Here is a 12,003-nt window from a genome sequence, read left to right on the forward strand (position 1 = left end):
TTATCGCGGACATGTGCCGGCAAGTCGTCATAAGTCAGTTTGGCGACCGTGCTGGCAACGTCTTGTGTCGGAGGCATTTTCCAAACCTAGTGATAAGTGTCGAGTGAAGCTAAGGAGGCTAAGCATGGCAGCTGCCTCACCTAGGCAGACAGTGTAGGACAACAGATTTTCATGACAGTTTCAGATGGTTATGTTCGGGCCCGATTTGTTATTCGGCCTCGGAGCGCCCGCCTAAACTGTGCATCTGGTCCGAAAGCGTGCCTGCCGCCACCGGATCAATAGGCGGGCAGAAGCTGTTCGGTATAATTTCGTGCGGGTGGGTCCGCGGGAGGCGGGCTGGCTGCTGTGTTGCTGCGCCACCGTCGTGGACATCAGCCAACTTGATTGTCAGCCAGCAAATGAAATTAGATAAGCATTTTGAATGGCCGTCGCGCCTCAAAAGCCCGGCTGGGGCTTGCAGGACGAGCGCGTCGGAGTGCCTTGCCACGACAATCTGCAGACCGGTCGGCAAGCCGTTTGCTGCGTGCCGCCGAGCAAGGATGCGCTCAAGTACATGAGCGCGGAGGCGCGCGCCGACATGCCGTCCCCCGAGGAGATCAGTTCCGAATGGTGGTTCCGGACCCAATTGGGTCAACGCCAACAGGAAATGCTGATCGACCACTGGAACGCCTGGATTCAGAAGTAGCCTTCCTCCCGAAGAGCGGGGCTGCCGGACCAGCGGGCGGCCTCGACAGATCGCACCACTGCAGAAACGGCGACACCGGCTTCAGCCTATGATTTCTGAAAGGCTTCGCGATACAGCGTAGCCTCACCCCCCAGGCCTGCGTCGCCGGCTAAGACCGGAGGCTCAGAGAGTTCACATTCTTTTTCCGAGGGAAGAATTCAAGAAAAAATCGCCATCACGCATTAGGGAAGTGAAGGAGCATTATGCTCGGCCAGGTCTTTTTGTGCGGCGGCGATCGTAATTCGACAAAGATCGGCTTGGTTAGGCGTTGCAAGTGTTCAGGTTGAGGGTTCTGATCGATGCTCGTCAAGTTGCGAGCTTGATTACGGGGTTGATCGTCTCGTGCTGCCCTGCTCTTGCCGACGCCCGCATAGAGTACCGGCCCGTGGAAGAGGCCCGCGTTGTGCTTCTTGCCAAGCCCGGCATGGAGAGGTTCGATTAGGGCGGCTGGGTGGTGTTTGTCGACGGCCTCGCATGGAGATGTGGATATTCGCTCCGGAGGACCACGAGGCATATACCACCTCCGCGCAACGGCCGCCGTCCCGCCCGCGCTCCTTCCCATGCGGCGAGATCGTGCTCGTCCAGAGGGTCGAGCGTTGCGCGCTAACCATGCCTGACCGGCTGGCGGGACCAACATGGAGTCTGGAGTGCTCGTAAAGCGCCCGGAGCCAGGAGCGCGGCAGACCGAGCTCGGCACTCAGTAAGCGCTCGAGCCGAAGGCTGACAGGTCGTGGAACGACAAGCTCAAGATTGAGTGTTTCCCCGTCACCGCCGGCATCGCCCGTAACGGCCTTGCGAATGTCAACGTCCGTTGATGCGCGCGGCACATTGCCTGAGCGATGCGATGTCGAACACGAAATCCCGTTTCCAATCGGCGCTCCCCTGGAGCTGGATGTCTCCAATGGCGAACGTTGCGCCGTCCGAACATTGGTCGGTTCCAGGTAATTTCGCAGCTCGCGCATTTGTATTGATCTGAGGTGCTTCAAAACCCCGCACCTGCTGCATTTGATCCAGAGCTGGGGCGCGCAGTTCTCGGAACAATGGTCCATTGGCCTGAAGTGCATGCAGAAGATCATTGAGGGCTGGTCGACCTGGATCAGCGGCTCTAGGTCATCGGCTGGGAGCGGAGAAGGGCCGCGCAGAAGTCAGGCTGTATCCAGGACGATGCGCAGGCGATCAAGGCAAGCTTGCAGCGTGCGAGTCGGGAAACCCGCTGAGCGAAGCCCTTGAGATGCTGGAGTGTATGCTCAGCGAAGTCGCGTTTATAGCCGTGGCTGGCTATCATTGGATGACGAGAGTTGTCTGGCGCTCGCGATTTCGCCTCCGGGGCACGGTGATGATCTGAGGGGAACTCGCCTCAGATCATAAATCTTCGCCCCAGGGAATAACGTGTGTTGCTACGCGCATTTCCCATCTCGGGCTAAATTTGTCAGATAAACCACAGGATAATTTTCATACCTGCTAGCATCACGTGCGCGGCGACCGGCGCGGGTTTTCGTGCGGGCGCGGAAACGGTGAGGTGGTCTGAATAGTGTTATCGGAATAGAGGGGAAATTCATGAACACTAGCCCCGACTGGCAGCCCGATCCGATTGGTCCGGCGCGGTCAAGTCCGAGACCTTCATGGGACTGCCCAAGGCCACGACCTGACGAAGCTCAATGCGAAGGTCGCAATCATCGGCGCGCCCTGCGCGACGGCTTATCCCGCGTTCTGGCCCTATTGCGCCAGCGGACCAAAGGCAATTCGCGAGGGCATCGCGTCCAACGCTGCCAACCTCATGCACGTGGATTTCGACCTCGGCGGCCCGATCTTCCCTGGCGGCAAGGTGTCGGCGGCGGACTGCGGCGACCTCCCCGATGACGAGAAGGACCGGGCCTCGAACCGCATCGCCATCCGCTCCGCGCTCCGCGCGGTGCTCGAGCAGGGGGCGGTCCCGATCGTCATCGGGGGCGATGATTCGATCCCCATTCCCGTGATCGAGGCATTTCACGATTAGGGCAAGCTCACCATTGTCCAGATCGATGCCCATATGGACTGGCGCGAGGAGGTGGGCGCGAGCGCTGGGGAGCGTCCTCAACCATGCGGCGGGCCTCCGAGATGCCGCATGTGGATCGGCCAGCGCGGCATTGGCTGGGCGCGGACACTCCGACGTCGAGGACGCGCGCAAAGGGGGCGCCATGCTCATTCCGGCGCGGGAGGAGTTCGCCAAGGGTATCCAGCCGATACTCGACCTTGTGCCCGCAGGCTCGAACGTGCTCTTTGCCTTCGACTGTGACGGGCTCGATCCCTCCATTATGCCCGCCGTCATCAGCCCGGCGCCCGGAGGCCTCACCTTCTGGCAGGTGCTCGACATCGTGCACGGCGTCGCCGCAAAGGCGCGGATCGCGGCGTTCAACCTGGTGGAATTCGTTGCGGAGCGCGACATCGAGAAGCAAGGGGCGCTGCTCGCGGGACGCATCCTTGTCAACGTGATGGGGCTCGCGGTGCGCCAAGCGGCGAGGAGCTGAGTCGTCCGAATCGGCGCGCCGAATTCTTCGCATTGAGAATCCGTCGCCATCAAAGGCGCGGTCACGAGGATTCCCAGCCACTCGGCCGCACGTGCCGCTGAACTGGAGCGTCAGTGGTCCCGCTTCCAGCGTGACGAACGACGCTCTTGCTCCTAAAGGGATGCTGGGCTCCGATCCAAGGGGGGCTCGACAAGTAGCTTCCAATCGCCGATGGAGTGGTCTGCGGCTTCGGCGGACCGGTGAGATTCGGCTCCCAACCTGTGGAACGCGTCCGGATCTCGTGACCATCCAAGGACTTGAGTTCCGCCTAGCTTTCCAGATCAATCATTGGAGATCGCGTCTGGTCAGTGCTAGACTTAGACTAGAAGAAGGACGGAGAAGCACCGCCCCTCGGCCATGGCTAAACTTATTCTGGTCACCGTTTTGCGCTGCGGCCGCGCTTGCCAATATTCGATTAATGGCGGGGAAAATAATGGACTGTTTGCTCGGGTTTGCGGACCAAGCTTGTCGGTCGCTCAATCGAAAGCGTCATTTGAGGTGGATGCTCTCCTGAGTGCAAGTGGAAAGCACGTTCGTCCAGCCGCTTATCCGCAGCAGTGAGGCGATGGTTCAGGCGAAGGTAGTCCGTCCAAGTCGGCGTGCGGAATGTCTCTGTCCATTGCAGTGGCTTCTGCAGGTTGTGCTGGAGCGTCCAATTCCGAGCACCGACGCGGCTGTGGACATGCCTGCGCTGTCGCATGAGGTCGAGGAAGGCCTCGACATTTTTCTCGGCTATCAGATATTCGACCTTGACCACGATCGGGCCGCTTCTCGGCTTCAAATTGAGCGCGACAGCTGGGGCGTCGAATGCCTCCAAAGGATCGGGTTCGGAATCGTGGCGTTCGCGCAGGGGAAACAGGAAACCGGCTGCAGCGACGAGCAACAGAGCACCAGCAGAACCCTCCAGCGCCCAGGCCAGGGAATGGTTCTGCGCCACCGTGCCCCATATCCAGCTGCCGGCCGCGATGCCGCCGTCTATCAATGCATAGTAAATCGATATGGTGCGGCCCACGACCCAGCGCGGGCTTGCCAGTTGCACACTGACGCCAACCCCGGACCAGGCGGTGACCCAGCCCGCGCCGCCCAAGGCGAGCGCAAGTGCGGCCACCGCAATCGAGGAAGTCAGTGCAAGGGAGAGGGAGCAGGCCGCGCAGGCGACGCAGGAGAGCTTCATCAGACGTTCTTGCGACAAGCTCCGTCTGAATGTGCCATTGGAGATGCCGGCGAAGACGGCGCCTGTCCCGAAGCCGGCCATGAGCGTGCCATAGGCGAGCGGTCCTCCTCCCAACTGATCGCGGACAACCAGTGGCAGCAGCGCGAGTATGGCGATACTCGCCAGGCCAAAGAGGGTTCCGCGGGCGATCGCCGCCTTGATTTCCGACGACATCGCGGTGAAGCGCAGCCCGTCATAGATCGCCGTCCTCATCGGCTCACGCGGGAGAGGTGAGGAGCGAACCTTCCATTTGCAGCGCCATATGGTGACCAATGGTACCAGGTAGCTGAGTGTGGTCACGGTGAAAGCCGTCAGAAGCCCAAATGAGGCAACTACGATGCCGCCGAGCGCCGGGCCCACGGTCCGGACAGTGTTGAAGCCGACGGAGAGCAGGGTGACGGCAGCGGGAACATCGCGTCGGTCCACGATATCGCCAACCGAGGCTTGCCAGGCGGGATCGTTGAGAGCGCCGCCGCATGCGATCAAGAAGCTGAAGCCGAGGATCATCCACGGGTCGACAAAGCCAAGCGCCACAAATGCGGTCAGCATCGCAGATGCTATCGCCATAAGGCACCGGCCGGCGAACATGACCCTGCGACGGCTGAAATTATCGGCGATAGCGCCGGCGAAGACAGATAAGATGAACGCGGGCAGCGTCGATGAAGCCGGCACCAGCGCAACCATCAGATCGGAAGTCGAGATCGTAGCCATCAACCAGCTGACGGCCACAGTCTGCATCAGCCAGCCGAGACTCGAAACCTGCGTGGCGAGCCAGATCGAACGAAAGGTTCGATTCTTGAGCGGCGTAAATGTCGCTGGCGAAAGTGGATCCGCTTCTGTGCCCGCCGCCCTACTCATTTTCGCCAAGCCTTTAACTTCCCTTTATTGTCGCGTGGTCTTTTCCACGCGACCGGAACCAGATGACTGGACCATGTTCATCTCTTCCCAAATTCCACATGCTGTCTTTGCGCGACTATTCTATGGTCGAAAACAATACTTCTTCTGAGAAGGAAGATCGGATGAGGCATATGACTGCCAAATCGCCTCTTCCAGTATTCACGCCGACAATGTGCGTATCGATCGACATTCGATTGCCTCACTTCACATAGCACCCGCTGTGCCTCGTCCGACAGATTAAACGTGTCGGACGTGGAAACCGCACCTTCGATCCTGGCGGTGAGGGGACCTTGATCATCGTCACCATCAACCTCGTATTCGGCAAACGGCCGTCCGTGTTTTGGTTCGGAACAGTCACCCGAGCCTCTACCCGCGGCCGAGATAGCGGTTAAGTACATTGCGGGTTACGATTTCGACCATGGCGTCGCGCCTCAGAAGCCCTGCCACCCATTCGCAACTCCCGGCATGGAATACCTCGCCCCTGCCGCGGTTGAAGCTGACGATCATCCCGTTCCCACGCTTGATCTTTTCGAGATTGGCGTCACTTGCCGCCGAACAGCGTCTCGGCGACGAAACGGCCGTCCCCGTCGCTGAAGACGTGGTCTTCGGTAGCCATGTCAGCGTTCTCCTCGACCAAAATGGCCACGCCGACAGCAAGGATTTCGAGCCCATCGGCCGCACCGCTCGTCGGCGAGGTAGGGCAGGCCGTTGCGGATCTCATAGTCCAACCCATCGACCTCGTAACCATAGATGCGGCTCTCGTCGCCGAGCAGGTCACCATAAAAAAGTCCGGTCTTGGCGAAGGCCCAGTGGTCCGGCCGATAGACCGGAAAGCCGCGCACGCCCCGCGGCGCTAAGCCGCTCCGGCCCGGCATAGACGCCATCCGGGCCGTTAAGGCCGAAGATCTTGCAGCCGGGGCGGCCGATCTCCGGCGCTTCCCACGATTTGGTCGCGCGGCGTACGTCGCCACTTCTGTACACCGGGTCCTCAGCGCGCGCCCGGTACTTGTAGCAGACCTGCCGGCGGCCCTCGTCCTCCAGCCGGGTCTGCCACATGAAGTTGCCGGCGAACCGCGCCACTTGGCCGCCCTTGTCGACGAAGGCGTCCACCGCGTCGCGCATTTCCCAGGTCCAGTACTCGTCATGGCCGACGATCACGACGCAATCATAGTCGAGCAGGATCTCCGGCGAGAAGTGCAACTCGTGCTGGCCGGCGAGATCGACATCGTAGCCGGCGCGCTCGGCGAAGCGGAAGAAATGGCTGTCGTGGCTTGCCCAGCCGGCGGATGCGTATTTCTTCGAATGGCCGGTGGCGTAGGCCCATTCCTGGTGAGGACGGCGCGGCACGGTCATGGGCGGCATCGCCGTCTCCAGCGGCACGCGTGGCGCTTCGGGCGGCAGCACGACAAAGCCCCGGCCCCGGGGACGCTGCGTCGACACGAGAGGCGAATACTGGTCGTGGTTCGGCCCGGTGATGCCTTCGCAGTGGTTGGAGCCGCCCCAGGTGTTGTACGCGAGCCAAGTTCCGGTCGCCGCCACCTGCAGGATGCGTCCCGGTTTACGGCCCGTCTGCGGCAATACGATCACGAGATGATGACAGCGGATCGGCTCGCCGGCGCGACCCTTCGCCGTCAATGTGATGCGATAGCCGCCGGACGGCCAGTCGTCGCCGATGCGGAACTCGAAGGCCGTTTCCCAGCCGCAGCCCTCGACGGAGCACTGCTCAGGCGTGTCCTGCCAGCGCGCGGCGATACCGCTCCGTTCGAGAAGCTTCGTCTCGGTTGCGCCGTCGCGCACGATCTCGAGGGCAAAGGCGGGCGCTGTCGAACTCACCTGCAGTCGCACCGTATCGCCCCGCCGGTACGAAAAACGGTCGCTGTAGCACCAGATCTCGCCGCGCGCCCCGTCCATGCCGGGCCGCTCGTAATAGTAGCTGCGCACGGCCAGCTGCCGCTGCTCACGCGTCAGCCCGAAATCCGGGAAATCCTTTGGAAGCTGTGTCATGATGGTAGAACCCAACGTTGTATCAGTCATCCGTTTTAATCGGAGAGCGATTGCCCCAAGAGTTCAAGGCCGCAGCCATCGGAGCGGATGTCCCATTCCCAGGAGTCGACGTTGTGCACATCGCTGCCCTTCCAAACTAAGTCATGACCGTTCCCAAATACGCGTAGCCTCGCATTTCAACTCCGCCTCAGCCCTGCGCCACGCCCCAAATCTCCACGGTTTTCTTGAGGGAGTGCATCATGGGCTTCGGTACGAGCGTCATAGGCGGTAGCGCCCCACCCACGCAATCGGCGAGCGTCTTGACGAAAGCGACCGTCTCGGCCTCCGTTCCAGTCGAAGTGAAATAGCAGACCATCAGCTTCAAGTCCGTAGGCGACCGGCCGAAGGGGCGCAGGAGGTCCTCAATATAGCTCATGGTAAAGCGGGTCTGTGGCATGAGCTGACCATTCAGGACGGTCCGTCCTTTGTTCTCGTAGGGACACGCGGGAACCTGGCCGCCAAGCCACACCGTATTGCGCAGCCCAATGGCTTGGCGGTAGGGCAGAGGGATCGACCAGTCCCATACCCGTTAAGGCCAATGGTCCTCGCGGGGGATGTATTTGTCGTAGCCGTTCCGCAGCTCGCGCATCGCCATGAGCTCAATTTTGGTCAGGGCCGCCTTTGGGTTGAGGCGGTGGCAGGGAACCACCGTTGCGACCGGCCCCGGCTCGCGAAAATGGCTAGCTCGCGCCTTCGCAAGCGGCGCCCAGTCCTCGTGAGTGGTGCCGAAGTAATAGCCCTCCATCTTGACGCAGTCCTGGAAGGAGGCGCCGAGCGCGGCCAGCGTGTCGGCGTGTTTCTCCATGATGAAGTGACTCTGGGCCACGGCATCGTCGGGATGGCGCACCGCACCTTCAGCGTCCTCCGCAGTGCGGTTGGTTAGGGCGATGAACTCGCCCGCTCGCAGACCGCCGCTTACTGTCCGGCCGCCGAAGAGAGCCCGTCTCGCGGGCGGCACCGGGCGCGGCACCGCCCGGACGTCAGAGTGCGTCCGCCAACCGCGCTGCGCAATGACCTGGATCTGGATCGTCTGGCCGGAGAAGGGCTGCGAGGGCTCTGGCACCGTGCTTATCACGGGCATGGGATCCGACTTGAAGAAGCAGGCCACTGCCGCGATTACCTCCCAGTCGTCGCATTCAGCGGTGTAATGCGCCTTGATCCGCACCACGTCGTCGAGGGTGCACGATTCGGTGGCGAGCGCGTCCGCCACGTTCGCCATCGCGCCCTCGATCTGCCTGTCGATGTCGCCGGGATTGCGAACGCGTCCGGCTGCGTCGAAGTCACCCGCGCCGCCCACGAAGCTCAACACGCCTGAACTGCCGGACAAATGGTGGGTTTGCGCGATCGGCAGATGCCAGATGGTACGTTCCGTCATGTCCTTATTTCACTTCCTGCAAGCCTGCACTTTAGCTTAGCTAGTCAAGGCAGAAGAACTTGAATAGATGGCAGGCGTTATGTTTATCGGCGCTTCGTTATGAAATCACCGGAGCTACGCATGCCCCCTGGGACTGTCGCGCGCCCGTTTTGACGTGGTTCCAAAATGGCTCTTAAAGGCAGATCGCCCTGTCCCGGTTCAGCACTGCTGGAAGGTTTGCGTGACGAGGATTCACTCGGCGCGACAGCGCTTCGGCCGACGCCAAGGAGATGACATTTGCCGGGGGATATCCAGTCCCGCGTTCGCGCGTTCCATCGCAAACCAACCAAGCCGTTCACGAATACGGGTAAGCGGTGCACCAAGGCACCTTGCAATAGGCCGATGAACATGGATTTTTCGGGCCATGACATTGGAACATGCAGAGGGCGATGTGGTCGCCGAGATCAGCGGCGCCGCGGCGGCTGAAGATGGTGCAACGATGCCCGGCCGCGCGCGGCAACGGAGGCTGTGGAGTTGCACCGAGAAGCGCGCGTTGGTCGACCTGGCGAGCGCGGCGGGCTCGTCGGTATCGGAGGTCGCGGAAGCGTTCGGCGTAGCTCCGTCACAGCTCTATGCGTGGCGCAAGCAGATGGCCGGCGGCGAGCTCGATGCCGACCAGGCGGTGGCAACCTTCGCGCGGATCGAGGTGAGCGATCTGCCCGAGGTCGAACACCCCGTCGCCGATTGCCCGGACCCGGCCGGCAAGATCGTCGTGGCCTCCGAGCGGCGCGCGATTGCGGATCGACGGGACCGTCGATCCGACAGCGCTGCGTATCGTCCTGTCGGAGTTGACCAGGTGATCACGGTGGTGCCGACCGACCGGATTTACTTGTGCTGCGGCGCGACCGATATGCGTCGCGGGATCAACAGCCTGGCGCGGATGGTGCAGCAGGTGCTCGCGCTCGACCCGCACACTGGCGCGATCTTCTGCTTCCGTGGACGCAAGGGCCATATGATCAAGATTCTGGCGCATGACGACCAGGGGTTCTGCCTGTTGACCAAGCGGCTTACCGATGGTTGTTTTGCCTGGCCAACCACCAAGGAGCAAGTCTCCGTGTCGCTCACCAAGGCGCAGCTTTCGCTGCTTCTGGAGGGGATCGACTGGCGCCGGCCGAGCAAGACTTATCGGCCGCGTCTGGCGGGCTGATTTTGCTCGTTTCTTGTTGATTTTGTGTCGATTTTGCTTTCGTAACGGAGGTCTTTCGGGTATGTAATTCGTATTGGAGGTCTTTCGGGTATGTAATTTGGGTGTCGGAACAAGCTATCTCAACCGCTGATTTCCTCGCCCGGATCGCGGCCGATTCTGCCCGTGACATCACCATCGCCGAACGTGATGAGCAGCTTCGAAGAGAGCGCGCCGAGGCCGCACTTCGCATCCAGCGCCTGCAACTGCGGATCGATCGCTTCAACCGCAAGACCTTCGGCCGCTCGTCCGAGAAGCTGGGCCAGATGCTGCTCGAACTCGAAGATCTCGAGACCGATTTTGCCGCCAGTGTGGCCGATTTCGAGCTGCCCATCGTCGCCGACACCGACAAGGTTCGGGTGTTGCCGGTGCGCAAGCTCAATCCCAACCTGCCGCGCAAGCGGGTCGTTCGCGAGCCGTCTTGCGCATGCTGCCCGGGCTGCGGCGGCGATCTGCGCGCCATGGGCGAAGATAGCGACGAGATGCTCGATCTGGTCGCCCAGGCCTGGCAGGTGATCGAGACCGTTCGACCCAAGTACAGCTGCCGGACCTGCGATAAAATCATCCAGGCGCCCGCACCAGTTAAGGCCATTGCACGCGGCAAGCTCAGCTATGCCGCGCTCGCCCATATCATGATGGCGAAGTGGGGTTATCATCTGCCCTTCTACCGTCAGGCACAGATGATGGCAGCCAAGGGCGTCGATATCGAGCGATCCACGCTTGCGCGTAGCGCCGGCTACGCTGCCGCCTTGCTCGATCCGATCTACAGTCGCCTCCGTGAGTTCGGCCGTACCCGCACCAAGATTCACACCGACGACACGCGGCTTCCGATCCTGGCGCCCAGCACCGGAACGACGCACAAGGGCGCGCTCTGGGTTTACGTCGCCGACGACCGCAATTCGGGTTCGCAGGAGCCGCCGATCGCCTGGTATCGCGCCACCATGGGCCGCGCCGGCGAGAGTGTGATGACCGAGCTCGCGGGATTTGCCGGCACGCTACAGGCCGACGGTTTCAGCGGCTATAACCAGATCTACAAGGGCGGCGCCATTCGAGAAGCCGCCTGCCTGGCCCATCTGCGTCGCAAGATATTCGACGTTCACGACAGCCAGCCGACCGAGCTCAGCACGACGGCCATGGCCGGTATCCAGGCGATCTACCGGGATCGAGGAAGAGATACGGGGGCTCCCGCCCGCCGAGCGATTGGCCGCACGACGAAGGCGGACCCGACCACTGGTGCGCGCGCTGCGACGACAGCTCATGCGCCAGGGCAAGGGTTTGTCGCGCCATGCCGATATCGCGAAGGCCTTCGCCTATGGCGCCAAGCGATGGCGCGCGTTCAACCGCTTCCTCTACGATGGCCAGCTCGAGCCCGACAACCTGATCGCGGAGCGCGCCATTCGTGGATTTACGGTCGGCAGGCGCAATTGGCTTTTCTCGGGCAGCTTCGCCGCGGCAGAGCGGTCAGCTGTCGTGCTCAGCATCATTGAGACCTGCAAGCTCTGCGGCGTCGATGCCGAAGCCTACATGGCCGATGTCACCGAGCGCATCCAGAACGACTGGCCAGCCTCGCGCTGGGACGAGCTGATGCCATGGAACTGGGTGCGCCGCCACGAGATGCCGCTCCCCCTGGCAGCATGAGCGCGATCGATGACATGGCGCTGTCAGACCAGGCGCTGGAGGCCTGGATGGCCGCCAAGACCAACCCCCGCCCGCTGGTGCGGACCATGTCGGCGCTGGATGGCTTCGTAACGGCGGCAGTCACCGGGCCGCGGTTCGCGGACCCGCAAGACTGGATGTGCCCGGTCATGGGGTTGCCGCGCGACGTCCTGGCCAAAGGCTCTGCAACCGATCACGCCGTGTTTGCCAGCGTCGCCAGGATCCACAACCGGATCAACGAGACGCTGTTTGCGTGTTTCAGAAATTCGCGGACACCGATTCCGCTAATTCGCGGACAGCGATTTCAGTAATTACGGGACAGTGATT

The 12,003-nt window shown here is 61.8% G+C and carries 11 protein-coding genes and 3 pseudogenes; 8 read left to right on the top strand and 6 right to left on the bottom strand.

Going from position 1 to position 12,003, the window contains the following annotated elements; all coding sequences use genetic code 11:
- Window positions 1–421: 421 nt before the first annotated feature.
- Window positions 422–685 carry a hypothetical protein gene (locus AC0L3L_RS35525; RefSeq protein WP_473641970.1) on the top strand — a complete coding sequence of 88 codons (264 nt, stop codon included), beginning with the start codon at window positions 422–424 and terminating at the stop codon, window positions 683–685.
- Between the two features lie 840 nt (window positions 686–1,525).
- On the opposite strand, the gene AC0L3L_RS35530 is transcribed toward AC0L3L_RS35525, so the two are convergent.
- A complete protein-coding gene (locus AC0L3L_RS35530) occupies window positions 1,526–1,765 on the bottom strand; it encodes a hypothetical protein (protein WP_473641972.1) in 240 nt (79 codons plus the stop codon).
- A 550-nt stretch (window positions 1,766–2,315) separates the two neighbouring features.
- Between AC0L3L_RS35530 and AC0L3L_RS35535 the strand changes: the two genes are divergently transcribed.
- Window positions 2,316–2,720 (top strand): arginase family protein, encoded by a 405-nt coding sequence (locus tag AC0L3L_RS35535; protein ID WP_473641974.1) that lies wholly within the window; start codon window positions 2,316–2,318, stop codon window positions 2,718–2,720.
- Window positions 2,721–2,745: 25 nt separating this feature from the next.
- Window positions 2,746–3,231, top strand: coding sequence for an arginase family protein (locus tag AC0L3L_RS35540; RefSeq protein ID WP_473641984.1), 486 nt, complete (start codon window positions 2,746–2,748; stop codon window positions 3,229–3,231).
- Between the two features lie 454 nt (window positions 3,232–3,685).
- Here the strand turns inward: AC0L3L_RS35540 and AC0L3L_RS35545 are convergent, their stop codons facing one another.
- The 4 genes and pseudogenes from AC0L3L_RS35545 to AC0L3L_RS35560 form a co-directional block, all read right to left on the bottom strand.
- Entirely contained in the window at window positions 3,686–5,341 is a 1,656-nt protein-coding gene (locus tag AC0L3L_RS35545; protein ID WP_473641976.1) for an MFS transporter, read from the bottom strand.
- A gap of 405 nt (window positions 5,342–5,746) precedes the next feature.
- A pseudogene (locus tag AC0L3L_RS35550) lies at window positions 5,747–7,384 on the bottom strand (N,N-dimethylformamidase beta subunit family domain-containing protein).
- Window positions 7,385–7,571: 187 nt separating this feature from the next.
- Window positions 7,572–7,799, bottom strand: coding sequence for a hypothetical protein (locus AC0L3L_RS35555; protein ID WP_473641978.1), 228 nt, complete (start codon window positions 7,797–7,799; stop codon window positions 7,572–7,574).
- Window positions 7,800–7,952: 153 nt separating this feature from the next.
- A complete protein-coding gene (locus tag AC0L3L_RS35560; RefSeq protein WP_473641979.1) occupies window positions 7,953–8,798 on the bottom strand; it encodes a RidA family protein in 846 nt (281 codons plus the stop codon).
- Window positions 8,799–9,201: 403 nt separating this feature from the next.
- Here AC0L3L_RS35560 and tnpB point away from each other — a divergent pair, with 403 nt between their 5' ends.
- Entirely contained in the window at window positions 9,202–9,984 is a 783-nt protein-coding gene (gene tnpB / locus AC0L3L_RS35565; protein WP_473641981.1) for an IS66 family insertion sequence element accessory protein TnpB, read from the top strand.
- 119 nt (window positions 9,985–10,103) lie between these two features.
- Here the strand turns inward: tnpB and AC0L3L_RS35570 are convergent, their stop codons facing one another.
- On the bottom strand, window positions 10,104–10,226 hold the full coding sequence (locus AC0L3L_RS35570) for a hypothetical protein (protein WP_473641988.1): 123 nt from the start codon (window positions 10,224–10,226) through the stop codon (window positions 10,104–10,106).
- Window positions 10,227–10,277: 51 nt separating this feature from the next.
- On the opposite strand from AC0L3L_RS35570, the pseudogene tnpC reads away from it, so the two are divergent.
- From tnpC to AC0L3L_RS35590, 4 genes and pseudogenes are all read left to right on the top strand, one after another.
- Window positions 10,278–11,186: pseudogene (gene tnpC / locus AC0L3L_RS35575) on the top strand (IS66 family transposase); the annotation flags it as partial.
- Window positions 11,187–11,220: 34 nt separating this feature from the next.
- A pseudogene (locus AC0L3L_RS35580) lies at window positions 11,221–11,418 on the top strand (IS66 family transposase); the annotation flags it as partial.
- Window positions 11,419–11,490: 72 nt separating this feature from the next.
- Entirely contained in the window at window positions 11,491–11,658 is a 168-nt protein-coding gene (locus tag AC0L3L_RS35585; protein ID WP_473641986.1) for a transposase domain-containing protein, read from the top strand.
- Window positions 11,655–11,987 (top strand): UPF0149 family protein, encoded by a 333-nt coding sequence (locus AC0L3L_RS35590; RefSeq protein WP_473641983.1) that lies wholly within the window; start codon window positions 11,655–11,657, stop codon window positions 11,985–11,987. Before AC0L3L_RS35585 ends, AC0L3L_RS35590 begins: the two co-directional genes overlap by 4 nt.
- Window positions 11,988–12,003: the final 16 nt, after the last annotated feature.

The organism is Mesorhizobium sp. WSM4849 (assembly GCF_055811385.1).

What these genes read in the sequence shown, in the direction of transcription:
- AC0L3L_RS35540 (WP_473641984.1), top strand. Translation starts at nt 2,746, where the DNA reads ATGCCCATATGGACTGGCGCGAGGAGGTGGGCGCGAGCGCTGGGGAGC.
- AC0L3L_RS35525 (WP_473641970.1), top strand. Translation starts at nt 422, where the DNA reads ATGGCCGTCGCGCCTCAAAAGCCCGGCTGGGGCTTGCAGGACGAGCGC.
- AC0L3L_RS35560 (WP_473641979.1), bottom strand. Translation starts at nt 8,798, where the DNA reads ATGACGGAACGTACCATCTGGCATCTGCCGATCGCGCAAACCCACCAT.
- AC0L3L_RS35545 (WP_473641976.1), bottom strand. Translation starts at nt 5,341, where the DNA reads ATGAGTAGGGCGGCGGGCACAGAAGCGGATCCACTTTCGCCAGCGACA.
- AC0L3L_RS35555 (WP_473641978.1), bottom strand. Translation starts at nt 7,799, where the DNA reads ATGAGCTATATTGAGGACCTCCTGCGCCCCTTCGGCCGGTCGCCTACG.
- tnpB (WP_473641981.1), top strand. Translation starts at nt 9,202, where the DNA reads ATGACATTGGAACATGCAGAGGGCGATGTGGTCGCCGAGATCAGCGGC.
- AC0L3L_RS35590 (WP_473641983.1), top strand. Translation starts at nt 11,655, where the DNA reads ATGAGCGCGATCGATGACATGGCGCTGTCAGACCAGGCGCTGGAGGCC.